Annotated in this window: 27 protein-coding genes; 15 read left to right on the top strand and 12 right to left on the bottom strand. The window is 65.9% G+C overall.

The genetic code is table 11. The features are described from left to right. Positions 1–64 precede the first annotated feature (64 nt). From RIA72_RS07590 to RIA72_RS07605, 4 genes are all read right to left on the bottom strand, one after another. Positions 65–661, bottom strand: coding sequence for a GntR family transcriptional regulator (locus tag RIA72_RS07590; protein WP_053555755.1), 597 nt, complete (start codon positions 659–661; stop codon positions 65–67). After that, positions 658–1,524, bottom strand: coding sequence for a phytanoyl-CoA dioxygenase family protein (locus RIA72_RS07595; protein ID WP_053555754.1), 867 nt, complete (start codon positions 1,522–1,524; stop codon positions 658–660). The genes RIA72_RS07590 and RIA72_RS07595 overlap by 4 nt, the downstream gene beginning before the upstream one ends. Further along, a complete protein-coding gene (locus RIA72_RS07600; RefSeq protein WP_053556400.1) occupies positions 1,521–2,147 on the bottom strand; it encodes an acyl-homoserine-lactone synthase in 627 nt (208 codons plus the stop codon). The genes RIA72_RS07595 and RIA72_RS07600 overlap by 4 nt, the downstream gene beginning before the upstream one ends. A 146-nt stretch (positions 2,148–2,293) precedes the next feature. Then, positions 2,294–2,710 carry a MerR family transcriptional regulator gene (locus tag RIA72_RS07605; RefSeq protein WP_053555753.1) on the bottom strand — a complete coding sequence of 139 codons (417 nt, stop codon included), beginning with the start codon at positions 2,708–2,710 and terminating at the stop codon, positions 2,294–2,296. 77 nt (positions 2,711–2,787) lie between these two features. On the opposite strand from RIA72_RS07605, the gene RIA72_RS07610 reads away from it, so the two are divergent. Together RIA72_RS07610 and RIA72_RS07615 are read left to right on the top strand one after the other, a co-directional pair. Then, positions 2,788–3,138, top strand: coding sequence for a mercuric transporter MerT family protein (locus RIA72_RS07610; protein WP_053555752.1), 351 nt, complete (start codon positions 2,788–2,790; stop codon positions 3,136–3,138). After that, complete coding sequence (locus tag RIA72_RS07615; RefSeq protein WP_053555751.1) at positions 3,131–3,355, top strand: GDCCVxC domain-containing (seleno)protein; 225 nt, start codon at positions 3,131–3,133, stop codon at positions 3,353–3,355. Before RIA72_RS07610 ends, RIA72_RS07615 begins: the two co-directional genes overlap by 8 nt. Positions 3,356–3,436: 81 nt before the next feature. On the opposite strand, the gene RIA72_RS07620 is transcribed toward RIA72_RS07615, so the two are convergent. After that, a complete protein-coding gene (locus RIA72_RS07620; RefSeq protein WP_053555750.1) occupies positions 3,437–4,171 on the bottom strand; it encodes a LuxR family transcriptional regulator in 735 nt (244 codons plus the stop codon). 488 nt (positions 4,172–4,659) lie between these two features. On the opposite strand from RIA72_RS07620, the gene RIA72_RS07625 reads away from it, so the two are divergent. The 6 genes from RIA72_RS07625 to RIA72_RS07650 all read left to right on the top strand — a co-directional run bounded on the left by RIA72_RS07625 (position 4,660) and on the right by RIA72_RS07650 (position 11,313). Next, positions 4,660–5,082 (top strand): DUF2958 domain-containing protein, encoded by a 423-nt coding sequence (locus RIA72_RS07625; RefSeq protein ID WP_053555749.1) that lies wholly within the window; start codon positions 4,660–4,662, stop codon positions 5,080–5,082. A 101-nt stretch (positions 5,083–5,183) separates the two neighbouring features. Beyond that, a complete protein-coding gene (locus tag RIA72_RS07630) occupies positions 5,184–7,238 on the top strand; it encodes a ParB/RepB/Spo0J family partition protein (RefSeq protein ID WP_053555748.1) in 2,055 nt (684 codons plus the stop codon). A gap of 215 nt (positions 7,239–7,453) precedes the next feature. Next, entirely contained in the window at positions 7,454–9,052 is a 1,599-nt protein-coding gene (locus tag RIA72_RS07635) for a hypothetical protein (protein ID WP_053555747.1), read from the top strand. A gap of 4 nt (positions 9,053–9,056) precedes the next feature. After that, positions 9,057–10,022, top strand: a complete 966-nt coding sequence (locus tag RIA72_RS07640) for a M28 family peptidase (RefSeq protein WP_053555746.1) — start codon at positions 9,057–9,059, stop codon at positions 10,020–10,022. After that, positions 10,022–10,264, top strand: a complete 243-nt coding sequence (locus RIA72_RS07645) for a hypothetical protein (RefSeq protein WP_053555745.1) — start codon at positions 10,022–10,024, stop codon at positions 10,262–10,264. The genes RIA72_RS07640 and RIA72_RS07645 overlap by 1 nt, the downstream gene beginning before the upstream one ends. An 11-nt stretch (positions 10,265–10,275) precedes the next feature. After that, complete coding sequence (locus RIA72_RS07650) at positions 10,276–11,313, top strand: DUF7146 domain-containing protein (RefSeq protein WP_053555744.1); 1,038 nt, start codon at positions 10,276–10,278, stop codon at positions 11,311–11,313. A 49-nt stretch (positions 11,314–11,362) separates the two neighbouring features. Here RIA72_RS07650 and RIA72_RS07655 read toward each other — a convergent pair whose 3' ends face one another. Both RIA72_RS07655 and RIA72_RS07660 read right to left on the bottom strand, forming a co-directional pair. Continuing rightward, positions 11,363–12,052: an RES family NAD+ phosphorylase gene (locus tag RIA72_RS07655; protein WP_053555743.1), complete on the bottom strand. Its 690-nt coding sequence runs from the start codon at positions 12,050–12,052 to the stop codon at positions 11,363–11,365. A 4-nt stretch (positions 12,053–12,056) separates the two neighbouring features. Further along, entirely contained in the window at positions 12,057–12,440 is a 384-nt protein-coding gene (locus tag RIA72_RS07660; RefSeq protein ID WP_144423622.1) for an antitoxin Xre-like helix-turn-helix domain-containing protein, read from the bottom strand. Between the two features lie 392 nt (positions 12,441–12,832). Between RIA72_RS07660 and RIA72_RS07665 the strand changes: the two genes are divergently transcribed. Together RIA72_RS07665 and RIA72_RS07670 are read left to right on the top strand one after the other, a co-directional pair. Continuing rightward, entirely contained in the window at positions 12,833–13,774 is a 942-nt protein-coding gene (locus RIA72_RS07665; RefSeq protein ID WP_053555741.1) for a DUF2493 domain-containing protein, read from the top strand. Positions 13,775–13,837: 63 nt separating this feature from the next. After that, a complete protein-coding gene (locus RIA72_RS07670) occupies positions 13,838–14,764 on the top strand; it encodes a HEPN domain-containing protein (RefSeq protein ID WP_053555740.1) in 927 nt (308 codons plus the stop codon). A gap of 9 nt (positions 14,765–14,773) precedes the next feature. Here the strand turns inward: RIA72_RS07670 and RIA72_RS07675 are convergent, their stop codons facing one another. The 3 genes from RIA72_RS07675 to RIA72_RS07685 all read right to left on the bottom strand — a co-directional run bounded on the left by RIA72_RS07675 (position 14,774) and on the right by RIA72_RS07685 (position 15,558). Then, positions 14,774–14,941 (bottom strand): DUF6771 family protein, encoded by a 168-nt coding sequence (locus tag RIA72_RS07675; protein WP_172709592.1) that lies wholly within the window; start codon positions 14,939–14,941, stop codon positions 14,774–14,776. Positions 14,942–15,010: 69 nt separating this feature from the next. After that, positions 15,011–15,235 (bottom strand): EexN family lipoprotein, encoded by a 225-nt coding sequence (locus RIA72_RS07680; RefSeq protein ID WP_350031713.1) that lies wholly within the window; start codon positions 15,233–15,235, stop codon positions 15,011–15,013. A gap of 122 nt (positions 15,236–15,357) precedes the next feature. Further along, entirely contained in the window at positions 15,358–15,558 is a 201-nt protein-coding gene (locus tag RIA72_RS07685; RefSeq protein ID WP_053555738.1) for a heavy-metal-associated domain-containing protein, read from the bottom strand. A gap of 148 nt (positions 15,559–15,706) precedes the next feature. On the opposite strand from RIA72_RS07685, the gene RIA72_RS07690 reads away from it, so the two are divergent. The 5 genes from RIA72_RS07690 to RIA72_RS07710 all read left to right on the top strand — a co-directional run bounded on the left by RIA72_RS07690 (position 15,707) and on the right by RIA72_RS07710 (position 24,788). Continuing rightward, complete coding sequence (locus tag RIA72_RS07690) at positions 15,707–18,241, top strand: heavy metal translocating P-type ATPase (protein ID WP_053555737.1); 2,535 nt, start codon at positions 15,707–15,709, stop codon at positions 18,239–18,241. Further along, the gene (gene cueR / locus RIA72_RS07695) at positions 18,238–18,732 is read left to right on the top strand and encodes a Cu(I)-responsive transcriptional regulator (RefSeq protein WP_053555736.1); all 495 of its coding nucleotides are present in this window, start codon (positions 18,238–18,240) and stop codon (positions 18,730–18,732) included. The genes RIA72_RS07690 and cueR overlap by 4 nt, the downstream gene beginning before the upstream one ends. A 271-nt stretch (positions 18,733–19,003) precedes the next feature. Continuing rightward, positions 19,004–20,170 (top strand): efflux RND transporter periplasmic adaptor subunit, encoded by a 1,167-nt coding sequence (locus RIA72_RS07700; RefSeq protein ID WP_053555735.1) that lies wholly within the window; start codon positions 19,004–19,006, stop codon positions 20,168–20,170. Continuing rightward, entirely contained in the window at positions 20,167–23,346 is a 3,180-nt protein-coding gene (locus RIA72_RS07705) for an efflux RND transporter permease subunit (protein WP_067179666.1), read from the top strand. Before RIA72_RS07700 ends, RIA72_RS07705 begins: the two co-directional genes overlap by 4 nt. Next, positions 23,343–24,788, top strand: coding sequence for an efflux transporter outer membrane subunit (locus RIA72_RS07710; protein WP_053555734.1), 1,446 nt, complete (start codon positions 23,343–23,345; stop codon positions 24,786–24,788). Before RIA72_RS07705 ends, RIA72_RS07710 begins: the two co-directional genes overlap by 4 nt. Before the next feature lie 134 nt (positions 24,789–24,922). Here RIA72_RS07710 and RIA72_RS07715 read toward each other — a convergent pair whose 3' ends face one another. Beyond that, complete coding sequence (locus tag RIA72_RS07715) at positions 24,923–25,309, bottom strand: ubiquitination-like system serine protease family protein (protein ID WP_053555733.1); 387 nt, start codon at positions 25,307–25,309, stop codon at positions 24,923–24,925. Further along, complete coding sequence (locus tag RIA72_RS07720; protein ID WP_067179671.1) at positions 25,306–26,682, bottom strand: ThiF family adenylyltransferase; 1,377 nt, start codon at positions 26,680–26,682, stop codon at positions 25,306–25,308. Before RIA72_RS07720 ends, RIA72_RS07715 begins: the two co-directional genes overlap by 4 nt. Between the last annotated feature and the right edge of the window lie 14 nt (positions 26,683–26,696).

Genomic DNA, 26,696 nt, shown 5'->3' on the forward strand with positions numbered 1-26,696 from the left:
TCAGCATGGCCGCGCAAAGACAAGGATTATGGGTAGAATCAGGCGCTGGGCGCCGGGTCCGGCTCTATGACGCGCCTCCGAGTAGCCGGGCATAGCTGGCCGCTTCGCCGGCGCGGCGTTCGTGATAGCGGAACAGAAGGTTGCGCGTCTCATGCGGCGGGCCGCTTGTCAGCGCGGCCGCGAGCGCATCCAGTTCGGCGACTGTTTCGCCGACAAGCTGTTCGTCGAGGTGCCGCGCCAGATGGAGGCGGTCGCCGAGCGCGGTGATGCTCGCGACCAGTTCGCCATTGCCCGACCGCGCTGCCATTTCGATGAACAGCCCGGCGGTTCGGTCGGGATAGTCGCCATCCCGCGGATCCGGCGCCGCGCGCCCGCGCGGGGTCGTCGCAAGCGCCGCGAGCAGCAGGATGAGGTGGAGTTCGAGCATGTCGCGATATTCGGTCTCGGAAAGGCTATGCGCGTGAAATCCGTCGCCATGGGTGAAATCGACCATGCGCTCGCCCGCCAGGCGGTAGAGGCAGTCGCGCACCGGCGTCACGCTGACGCCGAGCTGATCGGCGATCTTCGCCGATTCCAAGCGGCTGCCGGGCGTCCAGCCGCCCGCCATCAACCGGCGCTTGATCGCTTCATAAGTCGGCTCGACGACATGCGCGGGACTCATGCGCTGTTCCGCTCGGCCGCCGCAAAGCCTGCGAGCATCTCCATCTGGTCGGGACGCAGCCCATCGACGGCGCCGACATGTTCCGGGACTTCGCCTCCGAGCAGGATCGAAGGACATTGGCCTTCATAATTGCCGAGATTGGGACGGTGCTGGCGATAGCCCGCGAGCGCGGCGAGCTCGGGCGGGAACCCGCGTGCGACCTCGGGCGGATAGGCGAGCCACAAATTCTCATAGGGTTTGAGCCAGCCGAGACTGTAGCCGATCACGACGCCGCGCCGCACCTGGTCGGTGATATTGGCGCCGGCGCCATGTGCGGTCGAGCCCAGAAAACAGATCGCGGCGCCCGGGTCGCACGCCGCGACGATCGGCTCGCCGGGATCCGTCTTTGCCATGCCGTCCGCGCCATGACTGTGCGGATAGATGTGCGTCGCGCCATTGTCGGCGGTGAAGGGGGTGAGCGGCCAGATGATGTTGACCAGATACTCATGCGCGCCTTTTTCTCCCGCCCACATGTCATGGTCGCGGTGCGGAAACTGCCGGATCTCGCCCGGATGGATTTCGATCGCCTGCGCGACATTGAGCTGGATGCTCTCGCAGGCATCGCCGAGAATGGATTCGACCGCCGCGAGAATTGTGGGTTCGAGCGCCAATGCCTGCGCCCAGGCCGAGCGCTTCATCAGCGCGCCGAATCTTTTGGTGCGATGACCGTAGAAATCCCCGCGCCCGAACGGTGTCGCGGCGAAGACCGGATCGAGATCGGCGTCGAGCGCCCCAATCGCATCCGGCGGCATCAGGTCGGGGACGATGCAGTATCCCGTCTCGCGCAGTTCCCGGGCAAGATCATCGGACGCAAGACCGGTCATGCTTCCGCCTCCCCATCGTCGTCGGCGAGGCGGAACGAGAGCGGCGCATAGACGCCGCCGCGCTTGAGGTCGTCGAGCACATGCGCGTCGATATGGATGTGCAATGCCATCAATCTCCCACCCGGATCCGCGGCCTTCGGCCCGAGCGCGTCGCATCTCCAGCCGAACTCCCGGACCTGATCGAACCAGCATAGGTCGGCGACGCCGGTATAATCGGTGATGCCTTCGCGCAGCGCATGCTCTGCAAGGGCGGTCACCAGCTGGTCGCGCGCGGCGCGGCGCGATGCTGCGTCCTGGTCCCGGTCGAGGCAGAAGCGGCTGATCTCGCACACGGTGGGGCCGCGCGGCACGTCGCCGGCGCACAGATGCGCAAAATGATCGCCAAGGAGATGTGCGCCCTCGGTCGGGAGCAGCCGCGCCGAGGCGCGGTGGCGGCCATCGGCGTCGAGCAGGATGAGATAGCGCGCCGCCGGCGTGTCGAAATGGTCGAGCTCATATTGGCCGGCGAGTACTGGCAGGTCCCATTTGAGCAGGTCGATGAAGACGCTCTTGCGCGCGGCGAACATGGCGCGCAGCGCCGCGTTCCCGGGCGCGGCGGGCGCCCGCGGGGTCGTGTCGATCATGATGATTCCTCGGCTGTTGGTGCCGGGAATCAAATCATTTTCCGTGGACTGCGCGTATCCCCAGATATGAGGATGATCCGCGCGATTCCAGAAGCTCTTGATAGTTGAGCCTGTCGCTCGTCGTCACGCGGGTGTCATCCGGACGATCAGCCGTGCGGTGTACCGGCCCGAAGCGTCTGGAGCAGCGGACAGGCGGGATCGTCGCCGGCCTCGCAAGCCCGTACCGAAGCGGCGAGCACACGCTCCATCCGCTTGAGATCGGCGATCTTCGCGCGCACATCCGCAAGGTGCGACGAGGCGACGTCGCGCACCTCGGCGCAGGCAGCCTGGCCTCCAGTCGCGAGTTGGAGCAGCGCCCGCACCTCGTCGAGGGTGAAACCGAGCTCTCGGGCCCGGCGCACGAAGCCGAGGCGCCCTACATCCTCCTCGCCATAGTTGCGGTAGCGACCGCGCCGGAGCGGAACGTCGAGGACGCCGATCCGCTCATAATAGCGGATCGTTTCGATGTTGCAGCCTGTGCGGCGCGAGAGTTCGCCGATCTGCATCGCTCTGGTTGCGGCCATCGCAAAAATACCTCTTGAGTCTGTAGCTGCTACAGATGCTACGGCGTCCCCTCACACCGCACAAGGAACCGATCCCAATGCAGAATCGCCCCAAGGGTATCGACGCCGGCGCGTTCACCTTAGCCGGCATCGCCGCGGCTTTCGGCGTTGCATCCTGTTGCGCGCTGCCCTTCCTGCTGGCCTCTGCGGGGATCGGAGCCGCATGGCTCGGCGGCATCGCGATGGTCGCCATGCCCTATCGCACGCCGCTTCTTCTGATCGGGGCGGCATGCCTCATTCTCGGCGCCTTCCTGCTGTTCCGCCAGCAGCGCGCGGCCGCGCGCTGTGGCCCCGGCGGTGCCTGCACGCCCCGCTGGGTGCGCATCCTGACGCTTGCCGGCCTCCTGCTTGGCGCGGCGCTGCTGTGGGCGGGCTACCATTATGTCTGATGCCGGCCCCGACCTTCGTTCGACGATCACCTGTCCGCAGTGCGGCCATCGCGAGACGGAAACGATGCCGACCGACGCCTGTCAGTTCTTCTATGACTGCAAGGGCTGCGGTGCCGTGCTGAGGCCCGAGCCCGGCGACTGCTGCGTGTTCTGCTCCTATGGAACCACGCCCTGCCCTCCGATCCAGATCGGAGGCAAGGGCGCGTGCTGCGACTGAGCGGCACGCCCTTGCCTCGGCTGTCATTCCGGGCGTGCCTGCCTCCTTGCTGAATTTCCGGACAAGTCGTCGTTGACGCGGTCAGCGCGCGTGCCACCAGTCATAGACGTCCCCGAATCCGATGAGGCCATCGAACAGCGCGCAGAGGGTCAGCATCTGGCCGCAATGCACGTCATAGCGGTCGCGCGCGGTCTTGAGATGCTGGACGACCGTCACTTCGCCGATCCCGAGAATGACCGCCACTTCGGCCGCGGTCTTGCCGCGTGCGGTCCATAATACGCACTCGCGCTGCCGTTCGCTCAGCGTCGCTTTGCTTTTTAGCGGCACGGCGCCGACGAGCTGGCGTGCCGAGACGATCGCGAGCGCGCCGATGATTTCGGCAATGCGGAGCATATCGTCCTGAAGCTCGCTTTGCGGGCGCAGGACGAAAGAGCAGGCGCCGCTGGCCTCGCCAGGGAGGTGGCGCGGCACCGTATAGCCGTCGGCGAGACCATATTCGCGGCCGACATGGAGCATTTGCCGGTCGCTGCGGGTCAGCGGGATGTAGCTTTCGATCTCGTCCCAGCGGAAGCCGGTCATCGACCGTTCGCCGGCGCGGCGCACCGGATCGGCACCGCCAAGATCGAAACCGACATAGACCTTGGCCCAGGCATCGGGGTAATTGTGAACCAGCAGGGATGCCGGCTCGGCATTGCCGCGCCGGTCATAGGCGAGCGCGAAATGGTCGAAGCCGAGGCGCATCGATGCGCGCGCGAGGGCTTCGAAGAGCCCGTCCTCATTCGTCGCCGTGGAAATTTCGAGGGCGAGTTCCTCCATCAAACAAAAATGCTTCACTGTGACCGTCCGGTCGCCGGCACGTTCCCAACCCGTCGATCCCGCGAGCCGCTCCCTGGGTCGCCGGTCCCGGTTCCTCTCCGGCACGGACGACAGATGGGACATTATGCGACTGGTCCCGGCCCTCGGCGAGGCGGGCTTTTGCCCTGGCCCCTGCTGCGCGACGGCGATCGCCTCCCGGTCCTAATCGATTGGCCGGAAACGGGAAAGGCGCGGGCCCCGGAAAATTGGCCCCAGATCTGCATCTATATTCCGGTCGCCGGACGGTGCCGCGGGGCGCCGGAAAGAGAGCGAGAGGAAGGCACGGGTCCTGGTGAGCGGATCGAAGGAGGCGGGAGTGGCCCTGCCTCCGGTCCGCCGCGGAGACCTTGCATGACATATCATCCCTTCTTCCTGCCCCGGGCGCTCGCGCGGCCCGGCGTCCGCCCGGCCGGCATGTACGCCCCAACCCTGGCGGGCAGGGCGGCGACATGAAACTCCTGACCCCCGATCTCGCGGCGCACCTGCGCGCCAACGACGCGGCCCGTCGTGCAGCCGTCGCGCGCGGCGGGCGCGAGCCCGATCCGGCGCCCGTCGTGCGCTTCTTCAACCCGGTGGGATCGGCGACCTGGCTCGCGACCGAGATGGACGAGGACGGCATATTGTTCGGCCTTGCCGACCTTGGCTTCGGATGCCCCGAGCTCGGCAGCTTCGCGCTGGCCGAACTCGAAGCGGTCCGGCTGCCGTTCGGCCTTGGTATCGAGCGTGATCTCGGCTTCACGCCGCATCATCCGCTCTCGGTCTATGCCGCGGCGGCTCGCAGCGCGGGCTCGATCCTGCTCGGCGAGCGGCGTTTGCGCGAAGCGGCAGCGCGGATGAGCGGGCGTGGCTGCCGGATTTCCGGGTGCGGATAGGTCCGCCTGCGGCGGCCCCAAAGGGAGAGGAGGGCCGGGTTTTCGTGACGGGCTTGAAAGCCGGGAGAGTGTCTCGCGGCGGCCCGTCATGGAGAATGGCCATGGCCAGAACTGCCGCCAAAATCACCCTCAGCCCGTCGCGCGACATCCCGCTCGACCGGCTGGTCCTGTCGCAGTCCAATGTCCGGCGTGTGAAGGCCGGCGTGTCGATCGACGCGCTGGCCGACGACATCGACCGGCGCGGGCTGCTCCAGAGCCTCAACGTCCGGCCGCTGCTGGGTGCCGACGGCCAGGAAACCGGCCGGTATGAGATACCGGCCGGCGGGCGCCGCCACCGCGCGCTGGAACTGTTGGTGAAGCGCAAAAGGCTCGCGAAGGATGCGCCGATCCCCTGCGTCGTGCGCGCTGCCGACAATGATATCCTCGCCGAGGAGGACAGTCTCGCCGAAAACAGCTTTCGCGAGCAGCTTCATCCGCTCGACGAGTTTCGTGCGATGCTGGCGATGGTCGAGAAGGACACCGGCATCGAGGAAATCGCCGCGCACTTCCACACCACGCCGGCCGCGGTGCGCCAGCGGCTCAAGCTCGCGGGTGTCTCGCCGAAGCTTCACACCCTCTACGCCGACGATGCGATGACGCTCGACCAGCTGATGGCGTTCACCGTGTCGGACGACCATGCGCGCCAGGAAGAGCTGTGGGACCAGCTCGAACACAGCTTCAACAAATCGGCGGCCTATATTCGGCAGAAGCTGACCGAGAACAGCGTGCGCGCCGCCGACAAACGGACATGCTTCGTCGGTCTGGGCGCCTATGTCGAAGCCGGTGGCGGCGTCGTGCGCGACCTGTTCGAAGCCGACGGCGGCGGCTGGCTCACCGATCCGGCGCTTCTCGATCGGCTGGTCGACGAGAAGCTGAAGGCGGAAGGCGAGCGCGTCCTTGCCGAGGGCTGGAAATGGGTGACGACCTCGATCGACCTGCCGTGGGACGCCACGCGCGGCCTCCGCGAAATCGACCGCGAGGTGACCCCGATGAGCGAGGACGAGCTGGCGCGCGTCGCCACGCTCGAGGCCGAAGCCGAGGAACTCGAGGGTGAATGGGCCGATGCCCCGGAGGTTCCGGCCGAGGTCCACGCGCGTCTCGATGCAGTCGAGACCGAGCTCGGTACGCTCGCGGACCGGCCGGAGCTGTTCGACCCGGCCGAAATGGCGATCGCCGGTGCCTTCGTCTCGATCGATCGCGATGGTTCGGTGCGGGTCGAGCGTGGATTCGTGAAGCCCGAGGACGAGCCGAAGGCGGAAGCGTCCGAAGACGAAGCGCATTCGGCCGCGGACGGCGATGCCCGGTCCGCCGGCCCGGACGCGGGCGGCGAAGCCGCGGTGTCGGCGGACGCCGGGGAGGACGAGGAGGTGGAGACACTCCGGCCCCTTCCCGATCGGCTCGTGTCGGATCTGACGGCGTGGCGCACGCTCGCGCTTCAGGACGCCTTCGCGCAGGATCCGGCGACCGCCTTCGCTTCGGTTCTCCATGCCCTGGTGCTCGGCTGCTTCTATTCGAGCAGCAGGGAAAGCTGCGTTCAGGTGTCGCCGAACCGCGTCTATTTCACGAACGCGCCGACCAATCTTCGCGATTGCGGTCCGGCACAGGCGATCGATGCGCGCGCGGCCGAATGGAAAGAGCGGCTCCCGCAGTCGGACAAAGAGGTGTGGGACTATTTGCTCACGCTCGATGGCGAGGAGCAGACGAAGCTGTTCGCGCATTGCGCGTCGCTCTGCGTCAACGCGCAGGCCGAGATCGTGCCCAAATATGACAATGGCCGGATTTCGGCGCACGGCGTCGAGCGCCGGATCGCGCACAGCCATATCCTGGCGCGCGCTGTGGGGCTCGATGTTCATGGCGCGGGCTGGCGGCCGACCGCCGATGATTATTTCCGCAGCGTCACCAAGCCGCGGATCCTTGCCGATGTCGCCGAGGCGCGCGGCGAGGCCTTCGCCAGGATGATCGACCATTTGAAGAAGGCCGACATGGCGCGCGAGGCCGAGCGGCTGGTCGAGGAGACGCGCTGGCTTCCGGCGCCGATGCGCACGCCGGGGCTCGATGACGAGCCCGACGACGCGGCCGAGGCCGGTGACATCGAGCTTCCCGTCGCGGCCGAGTGATACGGCTGGCGGGGCCATGAACCCCGCCGGACCTTTCGATACGGCGCAGCGGCGTTTGGAAAGTCGCCCTTGGGCGGCTTGAAGCGACCCGAGACCGACCATCGCCCCCAGCCAGGGCGCTGATGCCGGACCCTCGCCGACCCTGCGCCATTTCCCAACAATCCAGCCCGCGCCTCCGCTCCGGGGGACGCGCGCGGCTGCGTGGAGTCATGTCCATGGCACAGTTCCAAATCTTGTGTCCGCACTCGGAAGCCGAGTGGCGGCCGATCACGATCGAATTCATTTTCGCGCCCAACGGCGACCAGCAATATCTCTGGCCCTCCTTCGAGGAAGCCGAAGCAGCGCGGAAGCAACTGCTCCTCCGCGCGCCCGATGTGCAGCTTCGTATCGCGCTTGCCGGCGCCGATATCGGCGATGTCGACTGGCCGGTCCGCGAGAAGCTGCGCTTCGCCGACGGCAGCTATGCGCCGACGCCCTGGCACGACGAGCCCTGGTACCGGGAAAAGCACGACGAGCATTTCTGCCATGTCTCGACCGAGCAGGCCGGCAAGATCGCCTTCACCGAAAATGCCGCCAAGGGCCAGATCGACCGCCAGCTCGTGATGTCACCCGGCCGCTACCTCCATCGCTTCTTCTCGGCTCATCTCGACAACAATGCGATCGAGGGCTGGTGCGCCCGGCTCTCGGTGCAGCTCGAGGAAGATGCGCTCAAGATCACCCAGGATGCCGATGAGATCGAAGATGTCTATGTCGGCGGTCCCGGTAGCTGCATGGCGCATGACGCAAGCGAGTTCGACAGCTTCTGTCACCCGACGCGCGTCTATGCCGGTCCCGATACGGCCATCGCCTATATCGGACCTCGTGACGATGCCCGGGCGCGCAGCGTGGTGTGGCCCGAGCGCAAGATCTACACCAGCCTCTATGGCGATGTGTCGCGCCTCAGGTTGCTTCTCGAAAATGCCGGCTACGCCAAGGGCGGGCTGAACGGCGCGCGCATCCGGCGGATCGTCGACGGCGACAGCTTCGTCGTTCCCTATATCGATGCGGGCGATGACCTCGCTGACGATGGCGAATATCTCATCATCGGACGCGGCAGCATCCCGTCCGAGAACACCAATGGGCTCGGAAATCGATGCTGGTACTGCCCGCGGTGCGACCGCGAAACGACCGCGCACGACGAGGTCTATTACCGCGACGGCTCATCGGAAGAGTGGTGCTACAGCTGCTTCACCGATCACTCCGTCTTCTGTGATCACAACGGGCGCTCGTACAGCGACGCCGAAACCTTCATCACGGTTCTCGCCGATGGCGACGAGCATGATGTTCTCGAAGACGATGTGGAAGCATTTGGCGCGGTCTATCTCGACGATCGCGGCGAATGGTGGATCGAAAGCTGCTGCCGCCGGTGCGACGCCTCCGGCCAATGGTTCCACGCCGACGATCTCACCGAATATCATGGCGAATGGCTCTGCGCCGATCATCTTCCCGAGCCCTTCGACGATGACGACCCGTCGCTCGCCAACGCCCATGTCCTCGCCCATGACTGGTTTCGATATGAAATGGCCGCGATCGCGATCGAGGTCGCCAAATGGCAGGCGGCCGGGGAGCGTGCCCGCGACGAGCGGCTGAGGCGCGAGCGGGAGGAAGCGGAGCGCCTTCGCCTCGAAACCTTGCGTCGCCAGCCTTTCGAACCCTGCAATTGTGGGCGCGCGCACCGCAATTCTCTCGAAGCACCGGGGCTAGCCGATAGCCTCGTCCCTGCCGCTGCAGGCGCCTCAGCCCCTGCCGCTACCCCCTCGCATACAGGAGCCTGATCCCATGAACTATGAACTGACGGGCCGGGCCGGCCTGCTCGAAATCCTGTCCTGGGCGCGGCCCCATGACAGCGCCACCGAACGCGCCTTCTGCCGCGAATATCTCGACCGGATTCCCGGCATGCGTTCCGATGCCTTCGGCAACCGGATGATCACCATTGGGGGTCGTCCCCGCACCCTGTGGAGCTGCCATGTCGACACGGTCGCAGCGGTGGGCGGAGCGCAGGCGGTGGGCATCGACGCGCATGGCGTCGCGCATCTCTGCGACGGCAAGGCTGGCATGTCGCTCGGCGCCGACGACGGCGCGGGGCTGTGGATCATGCTCGGCATGATCGCGGCCGCGTGTCCTGGCCTCTACCTCTTCCATCGCGGCGAGGAGCAGGGCTGTCTCGGGTCGCGCTGGATCGAGCGCCATACGCCCGAACTGCTCGCGAATATCGATGCGGCGATCGCCTTCGACCGCGCCGGGCTCGGCGATGTCATCACCCATCAAAGCTATGGCCGGACCTGCTCCGACGCCTTTGCGACGAGCCTCGCGTCGGCACTCAACCAGCAGAACGCGGGCTTCCGTTACGCGCCCGACGACACGGGGGTCTATACCGACACCAATGAATATGCGGGCATCATCCCCGAATGCACCAACCTGTCGGTCGGCTATGAACGCCAGCACGGACCGCGTGAGACGCTCGATGTCGTTCATTGCGAGAAGCTGCTCGCCGCGATGCTCGAGCTCGATGCGTCGCGGCTGGTGATCGAACGCGATCCTGCCGTCCGGGAGGACGATGATCGCTGGTGGTTCGACCGGGGTCGCGGTCGCTGCGACAGTTTCGCCGAAGCGGTTGCCGATCATCCGGACCTTGCGGCCTGGATGCTTGAGCAATGCGGCGTCTCCTACGATGATTTCCAGATGGCGCTGTGGGCCGAGGAGATGGACGAGGATGGAGGTTATCGTCCGCTGATGGCGTCCTGATGCCTAACCTGCGGCCCCTGCCGCCGACGGGCAAATCGTGCGCCCTATCGACGCGCGCCCACCGAATTGCGCCATTTCGATGGTATCGCCGTCGCCTGATCGGGGCGATGGGCTTGATTTTGGTCATCGGCGCACAGAAATTGAAGCTCTACGTGCCGGCAGGGGCTGCTGGCGCCGATGTGTTCGCGCGGCTCGTCGATCGGTTTCCGATTGAGCGGGTCTCGGATCGCAAGGCCGCCTGAAGGAGCCCCGCATGGAAAGCCCAGCCCGTGAACTTGCGCGCCGTCTCGGTGAGAATGCCGAGGCGGTGTGCCGCCACTATCTCTCGAACGGTCGCCGCGAAGGCCATTATTGGCTGGTCGGCGATGTGCATAATGCACCGGGGCGAAGTCTCTACGTCCGCCTCAGCGGCAGCGAGAGCAAGCCGCGCGCCGGAAAATGGACCGATGCGGCGACCGGCGATCATGGCGATCTGCTCGACATCATCGCCGCGAGCTGCGCGCATATGAGCCTCGGCGACACGCTTGCCGAGGCGCGGCGCTTCCTGAGCCTGCCTCCGCCTGATCCGGTGAAGCGCAACCCGCGTCCGCGGCGGGCGAGCCCGGGAAGCAGGGAGGCGGCCGCGCGGCTTTGGGCGGCATCCAATCCCATCGCCGGGACGCTGGTGCGAACCTACCTCGCGGACCGCGCGCTTCGGCGTGGCGGGGATTTGCCGGCGCTGCGATATCATCCGCATTGTTATTATCGCCGGTCCGACGAGGATGCCCCTTCGGTCAAGCCGGCATTCCCGGCGATGATCGCGGCGGTGACCGATTTGGGCGGCTCGCTCACCGGCGTCCATCGCACCTGGCTCGATCCGGCACGGCCGGCCAAGGCGCCGGTGGCCTATCCGCGCCGCGCGATGGGACATCTCCTGGGGCATGGCGTGCGCTTCGGGCTGGCGGGAGACGTCATGGCCTTCGGCGAGGGCATCGAGACCATGTTGTCACTGCGCGAGGTCGCTCCAGCATTGCCGCTCGTGGCCGGTCTCTCCGCCGCCCATCTTGCGGCACTTCTGTTTCCGGCAGGCCTGCGGCGGCTCTATGTCGCGCGCGAGGATGATCCCGCCGGGCGCGCCGCCTGGGCGGCGCTGAACGAACGCGCCTTGCCGCTCGGCATCGCGGTCCACCCGCTCGAGCCGCAGCGTGACGATCTCAACACCGATCTTCGCCGCTTCGGCTCGGCGCGGCTGGCGGAAAACTTGCGGCCGCAGTTGACGCCGGTCGACGCGGCGAGATTTCTTGGACGATGATCGCTGACGAAATGGGTTCGGCTCGGGGCTAGGACGCGATCGCGCTCTTTCAGCTATCGAGGCTCTTCTTTTCATAGATGGTCGTGATGGCCGTGCCGTCCCACATATAGCAGAGATGCCGTTCCTGCCGGCAATTGGACAGGAGGCGCGGCCGGAAGGCGGCGGCGCATTCGCCGCCGGGATGGCGGACGCTCTGGTAGCGGATACCGTCCGAACCCGCATCGCGGAGCTCCGCCCCGAGCCCTTGCGCATGGATATAGCTGTCCGGATCGTAGAGATGCGCATGGCTGTCCGCGAGACCGCGAATGTCGTGGAGACTGGCCTCAAGGTCGATGGCATAGACGCGCATGTCGATCTCCTGGGCAGGCTCGTCGGTCGCGGTGAGGAATCTGGTGCGGTGATGCCGCGTTTCGGCGATCGCGGTGTCGAGCGTGTGGCCGGCGTAGAAGACGCCGAAGCTGCCGTCGGTAAAACGGCTGCCCTCGGGATTGAGATGGGTGAAGGCCGCCATGATCGGTGTCGTGCCGGGACCCGAAACACGGTCCTCGGGCGGCACGAGCGCGAGCACGCCGACTTCGTCGCGGAGGCGATCGTTGGTCATCGCCTCGATCTGGAAGACCGCCTCGAGATCGTCCGGATCGGCGACCTTCTCGAACAGGCCGATCGGCGGGAAGCGGCTGGGGATGATGCGGTAGCAGGGCGTCCAGCTCGTCGCCGCCACCGGAATGTCGAGCGGCATGGGCTTAGCCGCGCTGCCCGTCGATATATTGCCGCACGACATAAAGGTCCGAGACATTGCCGGACACCATCCGGTCGAGGGCGGACTTGCCAGCGAAGCTCTTCGCCTTGTTCGGCTTGCGGACCCATTCGTCCGCGGTCTGCGGCACGAGGATCTGCAAGCCCTTGTAGATGCCCATGACATAGGAAATCCGCTCGAGCGCATCCTTCGAAAGCGCCGCGACCTCGCCGCGTTTCCAATTATGCAGCGTCGAACGGCTGTCGAGCCCCAGGACCGCCATCTGCTCGCTTTCGCTGAGCTTCCACGCCTCGGCGATGTTGAAAAAGGTGCGCAGCGCCGGGCCGGTAAGATCCTTCCGGTCGATCGTCTTTGCCAATGCCGTTGCCATGTCGGGCTCCTTCATGGTCCATATGTTCCTTTATTGAACAAAAGTCAATATTTCATCCGAAAAGATACACTGGCTCGCGCCCTTGACCGGGGCCACCATCCTCCGGGCGAACAGGTTGGTCTTCGCCCCATCCCGGCAGAGCCCGCGCCTCCGGCCTTCGCTGGAGGGCGACTGCGGCAGCGCGCGCGGGCCTCGCAATGGCCTGGCGTGCGGCTATTTTCCGCCGGGGCTCTGCCCCTTTGCATCGCGAGGCAAAATAGCCTTCGCCCGCCATCCTTCGCTGCGCTTCGGCCGCCCGGGCTCCGCCCGTGCGGTGCGGACCCGCACCCGCCGCCGCGGAGGCGTCGCCGCGAAGGCCGCGAGAGGCGCGGCCACCAGATGCGAGAGACGCCATGACCGACCTGTCCGACCTTCCCGAACGCGGCGAGCCGCATGAACCCGGCGCCAGCGCTTATCTTCTTCAGGAAATGCAGCTTTACGGTCACCGTCCCTATGAGGACGAGCCCGATGGCAGGCCGCTTCCCGACGACCGCCTCGCCGGCGGCGCCGTAGCCGACATCTTCGACGCGATGGCCGGCTGCCTCGTCGACACGCGCATCGAGCCGGATCTTGAAGACCTGCTCTGGAACATCGTCAATATCTTTCACCGTGCCGGCGAGCGGATCGAACGCGATCTCGATCGCAACGAGCAAGCGCAGCGCGAGCAGCAGCGCGAGCAGGACGGCAGCGAAATCCGCTCGGTCGAACTCGAGCGCAAGATCGCCGAAGGCATCACGCTGATCGAGCGCCGCGACACCATGGAGTTCTTCCGCGAATGCGCCGCCGAGCAGTTCCGCCTTCATGTCCGCAAAGCCTGGATGCCGCGCACCGGATCGCGCGCGCAGCATAAGACGCTGACTGCGTCGATGATCGACAGCCGCGATTTCCTCGACAAGCGGCTCCGCGAAAAGGCCGCGGCGCTGATCCCCGAAGGCACGCGCGTCGCCTTCAGCGGCGGTCCCGCCTGCAATGATCATCAGCATATCTGGGCCGCGCTCGATCGTATCCATGCCCGCCACCCCGACATGGTGCTGATGCATGGCGCAACGCCCACCGGGGCCGAGCGCGCCGCCGCCTGCTGGGCGGATACCCGCCGCGTGCCGCAGGTCGCTTTCCGGCCCGACTGGAACCGCCACAAGAAGGCGGCCCCGTTCAAGCGCAACGACCGGATGATCGACGCGATGCCCGCCGGGCTGGTCGTCTTCTCGGGCACCGGCATCCAGGACAATCTCGTCGACAAGGCGCGGGCGTTCGGCATCCCCGTCTGGGATTTTCGCGTGCCGCCCGCAAGTTGACGGCAAATTTGACTGCAACAGCGCTTGCCATCGGGCGAGCGGAATTACAGGGTGAGAATAGCCATGCGAACCGATCTCGATCATCTACCGCCGAACAAGCAGCGCGAGCTCGAGCGCGTGAAGGCGATCATCTTCGAAGAATTCGAGGATGCGATCGCGCTGGCGACGATGAGCTGGAAGAAGAAGGGCCGGATCGACAAGCTGATCCTCTACGGCAGCTATGCCCGCGGCGGCTGGGTCGACGAGCCGCATACCGCCAAGGGCTATCGGTCGGATTTCGACCTCCTCATCATCGTCAACGACAAGCGCCTGACCGAGCGGGTCGATTTCTGGCTGAAGCTCGAGGACCGGCTCATCCGCGAGCTTGCGATCGACAAAACGCTGCACACGCCGGTGAACTTCATCGTTCATACGCTGCAGGAGGTGAATGACGGGCTCGCGCATGGGCGCTATTTCTTCATGGACGTCGCGAAGGACGGAATCGCGCTCTACGCATATGACGACAAGGAATTGCACAAGCCGAAGCCGAAGACGCCCGAGCAGGCGCTGGCGATGGCAAAGGAATATTTCGAAGAGTGGATTCCGGGCGCGGCGGAGTTTTTAGAAGGATACAGGTTTTACGTCGGCCGACGGAGTTACAAAAAAGCAGCGTTTTTGCTGCACCAAGCCACCGAGAGCCTCTATCATGGGGCTCTGCTAGTCTGCACTTTCTACACGCCTTACGTTCACAATCTTGGTTTCTTACGAACGCAGGCCGAGCGTATCGATATGCGGCTGGTGAACGTCTGGCCGCGCGAGACCCGCGCCGATCGTGCGCGCTTCGAGAAGCTCAAGGAAGCCTATGTTAAGGCGCGCTACTCGAAGCATTACCGCATCACCGAGGAGGAGCTTCTTTGGCTCGGCGGCTGCGTCGAGGAACTGGGGCGCGCAGTCCACGCGATTTGCTCGGAGCGCATCGCCGAGCTTGAGGAGCAGTGCCGCCCGGCGTGATCGCCGGGGCTAGTCAGGGGTGCTTTCCGCCTTTCGCAGCGCGTCGGCGATCATAGCGGCGAGCGATTCCTCGGCCTGAATGCGGGCGACATGATCTTTCGATTCCAGGGCGCGGCGGACCCATTGCGGAGCCCGTTCGACGGCGCGCAGGACGATGCTGGTCAGTTCATCGGTCATCCCGGCGCTATATCGAAGCGCGCCCGACACGCAATCGCCAACGGTTAGGTGCGGCGATCGTGTCCTGTCTTAATCCTTGCCTAGGAACCGCTTGAAGCGCTCGCGGCCTTCGACCGTCTGCACCGCGACGTCCGCGTTCGTGCATTCGTCGCCGCGCGTCGAGCCGGCCCGGCAGTCGGCGACCACCTTTCGCGCCTCGTCGATATTCGCCTCGAAATACTGGGTGCTGCGCGGCTCGCTTTGACCGCAGGCGGACAGGATCAACCCGAGTGACAGGATAGCGGAATGTCGCAAATTCATTCTCCAGCCAGAAAATGGGAAGGAGAATATACCCGCCAAGACCTTGGGCGAAAGGCGAACTGGAACCAGATCTGGTTCTATTTCCCCAGGTCGATCAGTCTCTTGGCCCGCCCTTCCTATGCCGCCTGCGCTTCATAGCCGGCTTCGCGGATCGCCGCGATGAGCGATGCGCTATCCGTGCTGGTCTCGACGCTGACCCGCCTTTCGGGAATGTCGGCTTCGACCTTGGCTGCGGTATCGATGCCCTGGATCGCCTTGGTGATCGAGCGCGCGCAGCCGCCGCAGGTCATCCCGGGGATATTGAAACGGATCGTCATAGTATCTCCAAACTTCGATTGAAGTCCGAAGATGGGGCTTGCCATCGTAGCAAGGTCAAGTCCCGGCGCGCCCTTTTTTCTCCCCTTGACCTTCCCATCGTTGGAAACTGCACAATCCGGTCAAATGAGCAAATCCGGAGAAATTGTCATGTCCGATGTTATCGAATTGCCGCGGAAAAGCGGCCGCCCTGTTGCCGAGCCGGAACGGCTGAGTCTCGCCGTCGCGGGCATGACCTGTGCCTCATGTGTCGGCCATGTCGAAAAGGCGATCGGCAAGCTGCCGGGCGTAACCGGGGTCGCCGTCAATCTGGCGACCAACCGCGCCGACGTGACATTCGCAGGGGCGTCCGATCCCGGCGCCGTCGTGCAAGCGGTCGAGCGCGCCGGTTACGAGGTGCCCGAGGCCGATGTGGAAATCGGCGTCGCGGGGATGACCTGCGCCTCGTGCGTGGGGCATGTCGAAAAGGCACTGTCCAAAGTGCCGGGCGTCAGCAGCGCCACCGTCAATCTGGCGACCGAAAAGGCCAGCATCCGCTATCGCGCCAGCATCGCGTCGCTGGAAGATCTGGAGGCCGCGATCAGCGCCGCCGGTTATGAACCGCGCCGGGTCGAGGGCGACAGCGCATCGCCCGATCAGGAAGCTTCGGCGCGCGAGCAGGAACTGGATAGCCTGCGCCGTTCGCTGTTTCTCGCGGCGGTGTTGGCACTGCCGGTGTTCATCCTCGAGATGGGCTCGCACCTCATTCCCGCTGTCCATGATTTCGTCATGGGTACGATCGGGATGCAGACGAGCTGGCTGATCCAGTTCGTCCTCACCACACTGGTGCTCTTCGGGCCCGGGCTGCGCTTTTTCCAGAAGGGTATCCCGGCGATCCTGCGCGGCAACCCCGATATGAACTCGCTCGTCACCTTGGGGACGAGCGCCGCCTGGGGCTATTCGCTCGTCGCGACCTTTGCTCCCGGCGTCCTGCCGTCCGGCACCGCCAACATCTATTATGAAGCGGCGGCGGTGATCGTCGCGCTGATCCTGCTTGGCCGCTATCTCGAGGCCAAGGCGAAGGGACGGACGTCGGAGGCGATCAAGCGGCTGGTCGGGCTTCAGGCGAAGACCGCGCGCGTCGTGCGCGATGGTGCCGCGCTCGAAGTCGCGCTCGCCGATGTCCGGACCGGCGATATCGTCCAGGTCCGTCCGGGCGAACGCGTGCCGGTCGATGGCGAGGTTGTCGAGGGGAGCTCCTGGGTCGACGAGTCGATGATCACCGGTGAGCCGGTTCCAGTCGCCAAGTCTGCGGGCGCGGGCGTCGTCGGCGGCACGATCAACAAGACCGGCGCTTTCACCTTCCGTGCGACCAAAGTCGGCGGGGATACGGTGCTGGCGCAGATCATTCGCATGGTCGAGCAGGCGCAGGGATCGAAGCTGCCGATCCAGGCAATGGTCGACAAGGTCACCGCCTGGTTCGTCCCCGCGGTGATGGGGATCGCGGGACTGACCTTCCTCGTCTGGCTCATCTTCGGCCCCGATCCGGCGCTGACCTTCGCCTTGGTGAATGCGGTCGCGGTGCTGATTATCGCCTGCCCATGCGCGATGGGGCTCGCGACCCCGACCTCGATCATGGTCGGCACCGGCCGCGCCGCCGAACTGGGGGTGTTGTTCCGCAAGGGCGAGGCGCTCCAGACGCTGCGCGACGTGACGGTCATCGCGCTCGACAAGACCGGCACGCTGACCAAAGGTCACCCCGAACTGACCGACCTTGAGCCGGCCGCGGGCTTCGGGCGCGATGAAGTGCTGGCGCTGGTCGCCAGCGTCGAAAGCCAGTCCGAGCATCCGATCGCCGAAGCCATCGTGGCGGCCGCGAACGCGCGGGGGCTTGACGTTCCATCGCCTGCGGCGTTCGAAGCCATCCCCGGTTACGGCGTATCGGCAAAGGTCGGCGGCCGTGAGGTCCAGGTCGGTGCCGACCGCTTCATGATCAGGTTGGGGCACGATGTCTCAGCCTTTGCCGCCAAGGCCAGTGAACTCGGGGCGATGGGCCGGTCGCCGCTCTATGCCGCGATCGACGGCAAGCTCGCGGCGGTGATCGCGGTCGCCGATCCGGTCAAGGACACGACGCCCGAGGCGATCCGGGCACTCCACGCCCTCGGGCTCAAGGTAGCGATGATCACCGGCGACAATCAGGCGACGGCCGATGCCGTCGCGCGCACGCTGGGGATCGACGAAGTCGTCGGCGAAGTGCTTCCCGACGGCAAGGTCGATGCGATGAACCGGCTGCGTGCTGGCGGCCGCAAGGTTGCGTTCGTCGGCGACGGCATCAACGACGCCCCCGCGCTTGCCGAGGCCGATGTCGGCTTGGCGATCGGCACCGGCACCGATGTCGCGATCGAATCCGCTGACGTCGTGTTGATGTCGGGTGACCTGCGCGGGGTGGTTAACGCGATTGCGCTGTCGAAGGCGACGATCCGCAACATCCAGCAGAATCTCTTCTGGGCATTCGGCTATAATGCGGCGCTGATTCCCGTCGCCGCGGGGGCGCTCTATCCGCTGAACGATACGTTGCTGTCGCCGGTGTTCGCCGCCGGCGCGATGGCGCTGTCGAGCGTCTTCGTGCTAAGCAACGCACTCAGGTTGAAGACCTTCCGGCCGGTGATCGCCGCCGACAAGGGAAAAGAAGGAGAGGCGGCATGAACATCGGCCGCGCCGCGAAAATATCGGGCGTCTCTCCAAAGATGATCCGCTATTACGAACAGACGGGTCTCATCCCCAAGGCTGCGCGTCAGGACTCGGGTTACCGCGACTATGACGACGCCGACGTGCACCGCCTGCGCTTCATTCGGCGCGCGCGCGATCTCGGCTTTACCGTGGAGCAAATCGGCGAGCTGCTGGGTCTCTGGTCCGACCGAAGCCGCGCCAGCGCCGACGTCAAGGCTTTCGCGCTCGAACATATCGAGCGGCTCAAGGAAAAAATGGCCGAGATCGAAGCCATGGTGCGGACGCTTGAGACGCTGGCCAATCATTGCCACGGTGACGACAGGCCCGATTGCCCGATCATCGAGGGGCTGGCGGAAGAGGGGGATGCGATGCCGCGCCTCCAACCGCGCGAACCCCGGCGCTTCGGCAGGTCCGGCGGACAATCCGCCCGGCGCCATGCCGCGGGTTCGTCGAACCGCACGCACTAGCCCTGGCCTCGGGATCATTTGGCCCTTCCGTATGCGGAGGAGCTTTTCCTGATTCTTCGCGGGACATAGCCTTGGCCAACGCGGTCGCCGCACGCCGGATTACTGTTGCAGCAGAGCTCCGCCTACCAACAGGCGCGGTGTCTTCTACGGGTTCATGCGCATTCGACGCCGACGAAGAAAATCTCTTGACCCTCCAACGATGGAAAACCGCACCCCCGAAATATGAGCTCGCCATCCATCCGGATCGGCGAGCACGGATTCGGAGGTTGAGATGCGAAAATCGAGGGTCGCCGCGGCGCTGGGCGCGATATTGGCGACGGGGCTCGTGGTGCTTTGGGTGCGCGGGCCGGAAGGCGGCGAGCAGGCCGCTGCGCCGGGGCCGCCGATGGTTCTGGCGGCATCAGTCGTCGTGCAGGACCATGTGCCGCGCTCCACCTATAACGGACGCCTGACTGCGGTCGAGACGGTCGAACTCAAACCGCGCGTCTCGGGCTATATTGCCGACGTCAGCGTTCCCGAGGGGCAGATTGTCCGGCGCGGGCAGATTCTTTTTCGCCTCGATAATGCGCCCTTCGCGGCGCGGCACGCCGCAGCCCGCGCGGCGACGCGTGAAGCCGAGGCGCGGCTGGGACTCGCGCAGGCCGAGGATGTGCGCGCCCGACGGCTCGTCGCCGAAGGTGTCGCCGGGCGCGAGCGTTCGGACGTGACGACCGCGACCTTGCGTGAACGTGAAGCGCAGGTTGCGTCGGCGCGTGCGGCCGAACGGCTCGCGGCGCTCGACCTTCGCTATGCCGGCGTCGAAGCGCCCATCGCGGGCCGGGTCGGCCAGATTCTCGTCACCCGCGGCAATCTGGTTGCCGGCGGCGAGACGGCGACGCCGCTCACCACCATCGTCTCGGTCGATCCGCTCCACGTCGAATTCGACGTCGACGAGGCGACCTATCTTCGCTCGCTCGCCGACCGCCGCGGTCAGGGCGCCGAGGCCAAGGTCGGCGTCCGCCTCGAAGACGGCAGCACCCGAATGGCGCGGCTGGACTTCATCGGCAACCGTCTCGACCGTGCGACGGGGACGATCCGCGCGCGCGCGGTCCTGCCCAATCCGGGTGGCCGTCTGGCGCCCGGCCTGTTCGCCGAAGTCGATGTCGCGACCGACAAGGCCCGGTCCGCGATCCTCGTCAGCGACATCGCGATCGGTGTCGAACAGGGGCGGCGCTTTGTCCTCGTGCTGGGCGCAAAGAATATGACCGAATATCGGCCCGTGACGCTCGGCCCCATCGTCGATGGCCTGCGCGTCGTCGAGACGGGCTTGCGGCCCGGCGACCGCGTCGTCGTCAAGGGGCTGGCTGGCCCCGGCATGGCGGTCAAACCCAGGATCGTCTCGATGCCGCGCGGCAATGGCATGCAGAAAACCAGCGTCCAGCGGGAGCCGGCACGATGAACTTCCCCCGCTTCTTCATCGACCGGCCGATCTTCGCGATCGTGCTGTCGGTGCTCCTGCTGATTGCCGGGCTGCTCGCGCTCCTCCGGCTACCGCTCAGCGAATATCCGGCGGTCGCGCCGCCGACGGTGACCGTTGCCGCGGCCTATCCGGGCGCCTCGCCCGAGGTTATCGCCGAAACCGTCGCCAGTCCGATCGAACAGGCGGTCAACGGCGTCGAGGGCATGCTCTATATGTCGAGCCAGGCCGCCACCGACGGCCGGATGACGCTCACGGTCACCTTCGCGCAAGGGATCGATCCCGACATCGCGCAGGTTCAGGTCCAGAACCGCGTATCGCGCGCACTGCCACGACTGCCCGAGACGGTGCAGCGGCTCGGCGTCACCACACAGAAGGTTGCACCCGACGCGCTGATGGTGGTGCATCTTCTGTCGCCATCGAAGCGCTATGACCCGCTCTTCATCTCCAACTATGCGCTGCTTCAGGTCCGCGACGAAATCGCGCGCATCCCCGGCATCGCCGACGTGGTCGTGTGGGGTGCCGGTGAATATTCGATGCGCGTCTGGCTCGACCCGGCGCGGATCGCTTCGCGCGGGTTGACCGCGAGCGATATCGTCGCCGCGATCCGCGCGCAGAATGTCGAAGTCGCCGCGGGCAGCGTCGGGCGGCAGCCGAACCCCGCCGCCGCGCAACAGGTCGCGCTCGACGTGAAGGGCCGCCTTGCGACCGAGGAAGAATTTGCTGCGATTGTCGTCAAGACTGGTGCCGACGGCCAGCTCACCCGGCTCGGTGAGGTCGCCCGGATCGAAATGGGCGCCAATGATTATGCGCTGCGTTCGCTGCTCGACGGCGAACCCGCGATCGCGCTGCAGATATTGCAAAGCCCCGGCGCCAACGCGCTCGACACCGCGGCCGAGGTCCGGGCGACGATGGACCGCCTCTCGGGCGAGTTTCCCGACGGGCTGGTTCATCGCATCGCTTATGATCCGACGATCTTTGTCAAGGCTTCGATCGAAAGCGTGATCGTCACGCTGATCGAGGCGACCCTGCTCGTCGTCCTCGTTGTGATCCTCTTCCTCCAGACCTGGCGCGCGTCGATCATTCCGCTTGTCGCGGTGCCCGTCTCGTTGGTCGGGACATTGGCGGTCATGTATGTGTTCGGTTTTTCGCTGAACACGCTATCGCTGTTCGGGCTGGTGCTCTCGATCGGCATCGTCGTCGATGACGCGATTGTCGTTGTCGAGAATGTCGAGCGTCATATCGGGCTTGGCGAATCTCCGCGCGAGGCCGCGCGTAAAGCGATGGCGGAGGTCACCGGCCCGATCATCGCGATCACCTCGGTTCTCGCCGCGGTCTTCATTCCCACAGCCTTTCTGGGCGGGTTGCAGGGCGAATTTTATCGCCAGTTCGCGCTCACCGTCGCGATCTCGACCATCTTGTCGGCGGTGAACTCGCTGACGCTGTCGCCCGCACTCGCCGCGATACTGCTCAAGCGTCATGATGCGCCGCGCGACAGCCTCCAACGTGCGATCGACAAGGGCTTTGGTTGGCTGTTCCGGCCGTTCAATCGCGCCTTCGATCGCGGCTCGCTCGCCTATGTCGGTGGCGTGCAGCGCGTCATCCGGCGGGGTGCGGTCGCGGGACTGACCTATGCCGGGTTGCTCGGCCTGACCTGGTTCGCCTTTGACAAGCTGCCCGCCGGTTTCGTGCCCGCGCAGGACAAATATTATCTCGTCGGCATCGTGCAGTTGCCGAACGGCGCGTCGCTCGATCGTACCCAGGCGGTGGCCGAACAGGTCTCGAAGATCGCACTGGCCGAGTCCGGCGTCGAAAGCGTCGTCGCTTTTCCGGGCCTGTCGATCAACGGCTTCGTCAACGTGCCCAACGCCGCCGTCATGTTCGTGATGCTCGATCCTTTTTCCGAGCGCACGTCGCCGGACATGGCGGCCGGCGCAATCGCCGGGCGGCTGCAGGGCAAATATGCGGCAGTCCCCGACGGCTTCGTCGGCATATTCCCGCCGCCGCCGGTTCCCGGCCTCGGCGCCACCGGCGGGTTCAAGATGCAGATCGAGGATCGTTCCGGCGCGGGCTACGAGGCGCTAGCGGCAGCCAACGCCAAGGTGATGGCTGCCGCCGCCAAGGAACCCGCGCTCGCCGGGCTGATGACCAGCTATAATGTTGCCTCGCCCGAACTTTCGGTCGATGTCGACCGGACCAAGGCCGCGGCCCAAGGCGTCGCGATGACCGATGTGTTCGAGACGATGCAGGTCTATCTCGGCTCGCTCTACGTCAACGACTTCAACCGCTTCGGCCGAACCTATCAGGTCTATGCACAGGCCGAAGCCGACGCGCGGGCCCAGCCCGATGCAGTCGGGCGGCTTCAGCTCCGCAACGCGCAGGGCGATATGGTCCCGCTCGCGACGCTGGTCTCCACCTCTCCGGGCGCCGGACCGGACCGCATCATCCACTATAACGGCTTTCCATCGGCCGATATTAGCGGCGGCCCCGCGCCGGGCTTCAGCTCGGGGCAGGCGGTTGCAGCAATGGAACGGATCGCGCGCGCCGAACTGCCAGAGGGCATGACATTCGAGTGGACCGACCTCACTTATCAGGAAAAGACCGCGGGCAACGCCGCCCTCTACGTCTTCCCGATCGCGGTGCTGCTCGCCTTCCTGATCCTCGCGGCGCAATATAACAGCTGGACGCTGCCGCTTGCGGTCCTGCTCATCGTGCCCATGTGTCTGCTCAGCGCGCTTGTCGGGGTCTGGCTGACCGGCGGCGACATCAACATCTTCACGCAGATCGCCTTTGTGGTGCTGGTGGGGCTGGCCGCGAAAAATGCGATCCTGATCGTCGAGTTTGCGCGCGCGCAGGAACATGAAGGTCTCGATCCGCTCGCCGCGGCGCTCGAGGCCTGCCGATTGAGGCTGCGTCCGATCCTGATGACGTCGATCGCCTTCATTGTCGGCGCGGTTCCGCTGGCGATCGCCACGGGGGCGGGCGCTGAAATGCGGCAGGCCATGGGCATTGCGGTGTTCGCCGGCATGCTCGGGGTGACACTCTTCGGCCTCTTCCTGACTCCGCTCTTCTACGTCGTGATCCGCAAGGTCGTTCTCCGGCGCGCGGCGCGGCGCTCTTCAAACCCGGACACCAAGCCGCAGGAATTGACCCCATGACATTGATCGCCAAACTTTCGCCCGCCGTTCTTCTTGGCCTTGCCGGGTGCGCCACCGCTGGCTCCAATTATGTTCCGCCGTCGATCGAGGCACCCGGCGCCTATGCCGCACAGCCGGTGGGCATAGGCGGCACGTCTGCCGAGGCCGCCTGGTGGCACCAGTTTGGCGATCCGGCGCTCGATAGTTTGATCGCCGAGGCGCTCGCCGCGAACCTCGACGCGCGGCTCGCCGTCGCGCGGCTCGACGAGGCGCGCGCACTCGCCGGCGTATCGCGTGCGGGACGGCTTCCCGGCGGCGGTGTCGATGCCTCCTATCAGCGTCGCCGTCTGGCCGATGCTGAGCGTCCGGGCGGTCAGCCGCGTGAAGGGGATGCATTGCGCCTCGGGGCAGAAGCTAGCTGGGAGGTCGACCTGTTCGGTCGTGTCCGCCGCGGGGTCGAAGCCGCCGAGGCCGAGGTCGGCGGCGCCGAAGCGCTGCTACGCGCCGCCCGCGCAGCGGTCACCGCCGATGTCGCCGGCCATTATTTCGAATTGCGCGGAAGCGAGGCCGCGCTTGCCATCGCGCACCGCCAGATCGAAACCCAGCGACGCTCGCTCGACGTCACGCGCAAGCTGGAACGCGCTGGCGCTGGCGCACGCTTTGACGTCGTTCGCGCAGAGGCCGCGCTGTCCGCGGTCGAGGCGACGCTGCCCGGGATCGAACAACGCATCGGCACTGCGCGCCACGCCCTTGCCGTGCTACTCGGCCAGACGCCGCAAAACTTTGTCGGTCCCGCCGTTGCAACAACCAGCCTGCCGCATATTGCGCAGATCGGCGTCGGTGCCCCCGCCGATCTGTTGCGGCGGCGGCCGGATATCGCCGCCGCCGAGCGCACACTCGCCGCCGCCACCGCACGGCGTGGCGTCGCCGAGGCCGACCTGTTTCCGACGGTACGCCTGTCCGGCTTCATTGGGCTCCTCGCTGGCGGGTTTGAATCGCTGTTCACGGGCGGTGCGGTCGCTTTTGCTGGCGGCCCCAGCCTCGATTGGGGTGTGTTCGACATGCCGCGTCTGCGCGCGCAAGTCCGCGTCGCCGATGCTCGCACCGATGCGGCGCTGATCGATTACCACCGGACCGTCCTGATCGCCCTTCGCGATGTCGAGGACGCGCTGACGGCCTATGGTGCAATCCGGACCGGTCTTGCGATGCGCGACCAGCAGGTCGGCGCCAGCCGCGAGGCGGCGCGGATGGCGGCGGTTCGCTTTCGCGAGGGTGAAGGCCAATATCTGGACGTTCTCGATGCCGAACGCAGCCTCTACGAAGCCGAAGCCACGCTCGTCGCGGCGCGCACAGACCATCTCCTGTCTGTGGTCGAAATCCACCGCGCTCTCGGCGGGGGCTGGGAGGTTTGTGAAGGGGTGGGCAGTCCAAATTGTACCGGAGGGCGTACATTCGGCCATTAAATATTATAATAGGTAAATATTATAATAGGAATGCGGCCGGTTTGCACCTGATCCAGCTCGTAGCAAGCCGCGAAGTCGCTGCCCAAAACCTGCCGTTCGAGCATTTCGAAGCCCCGTCAGCAACGCGCCCGTTTTTAGTCGAACGCCCGGTAGGATCCCGGCGCACACCAGCGAACTTGCCCGGCGGTTACGAAGAAGTGGCTCGCACACCCAGTCGTTCGCCACACCGACGGGCGAAGCGACACGCGTCCTTTTCCGTCAGTCTCCAGCGTCCAACGCGGAAAGCGCTTGCCGAGAAAACGAAGGTGCAGCGTTTCGCCGCAGCCGCAAGGGCAGGCGAGGTAACCGAAGGCCGGACCATCGGCGCCGCGGCGGACATAGAGGATGTTGCGCGCGAGCCGGGACGGCACGTCGCCGACCTCCCGTTTCACGATCGCGGGGCGGCGCCAGCCGCCGATCTTCCAGCGGACCGCGCCGAATGCTGCGAGGAGCCGGCAGAGCAGTTTGCGTCCGGGTATCACGACGGGCGGCCGAGGCGGGGCAGCAGCAGCGGCGGGTTGGTCGTTCCCCGCCCGACGTGGCTGGCGAGATTGGCGTCGGGTTCGCCGTCGGGGCGCAGGATGATGCGGCCGTGCGACATCGAGATGCGCTGGATGGCGAAATCGCCGTTCGGACGAGTGCGGAACGGATGGAGGCGGGCGAGCAGCTCGTTCACGGCCATAGATGCGACCATGGTGTTGATGCTGATCACCGCGGGGCGATCGACGACGATGCCGCGCACATAGCCGCGGCGGACCTGATCCTCGTAGAAATCGGGATCGGTGCGGCGCAGCACATCGGCGTGCAGTTCGGCCTCCGAATAGACGCCGCGCGAGCGCAGGCTCGAGCCGCCCGGCTGAATATAGTGCACAACCCCCGACACCGCGTTCACCCCGCCGCTGCCATCGGCATCGATGCGCACGCCGAGATCGAAATAGGGCAGCGTATAGAAGGTCGCGATGCGGTTCAGCGTGTCGCGGCCCTCGATCGAATCCATGCAGCCGAACAGGACATCGCACGTCGCGAGGCGGGCGATCGCCTCGGGGCTGTCGGCGAATCCTTCGACGATTTCCACTTTCGTGCCGAGGCCGATGCGGTCGATATGGTTCTTCATCATCCGCGCCTTGTTGACCTCGGCGGCCGCGTGACGGCGGGTCGCGCCGTAGATGCGGTTGAGATTCTTGGCCTCGACATGGTCGGGCTCGATCAGCACGACCCGGCGGACGCCGAGACGGACGAGCATCTCGACCGTCGGGCTGCCGCTGCCGGACACGCCGACGACCCCGACGCTCAGCGAGCCGAGGCTTTCGGTCGTGTGATCGCCGAACATCTGCCGGTGACGAACGTCGAAGTCGGCGCGCGTCAGGCTCGGGCGGCCCGGCCAGATGAGGATATCGTCGCCGACGACCGACACGCGGTCGAGCATGCCGCGCGGTCCGCCGATGCCGACGCGGCGGCCGAAGATTGACCCATCGGGCAGCATGATCGCGCTCACATGTTCGCCGACAACCTTGAGGCCCACGGCGTTGAAGAGGTCGAGGTCCGAGGCATCGTCCTGCGAGGAGAACTGCCGGTAACCGCCCGGATGCGAGTGGATCTTGAGGATCGCCAGATTGTTTGCTCGCGCCTCGGCGAGCAGCGCCTTGAGGCGGCACGTCGGCCAGGTGATGCGGTCCGGCGCCCGCAGGCATTCGTCCGACGGGATTTCAACAATCCGGTGAACGACGAAGACGCTGCGGCCCTCGATCATGGAGCGGCCGCACAGACCGACGGCGATCGCTTCGAGGCCGGTGCCGTCGAAGAGGTGGCTTGCGAGCGTCGCGTGCTGCGACTGGTTCAGGCGCAAGATGTGCATGACCCTTATCCTTC

Source organism: Sphingopyxis sp. (assembly GCF_040216815.1).
GTDB lineage: Bacteria > Pseudomonadota > Alphaproteobacteria > Sphingomonadales > Sphingomonadaceae > Sphingopyxis.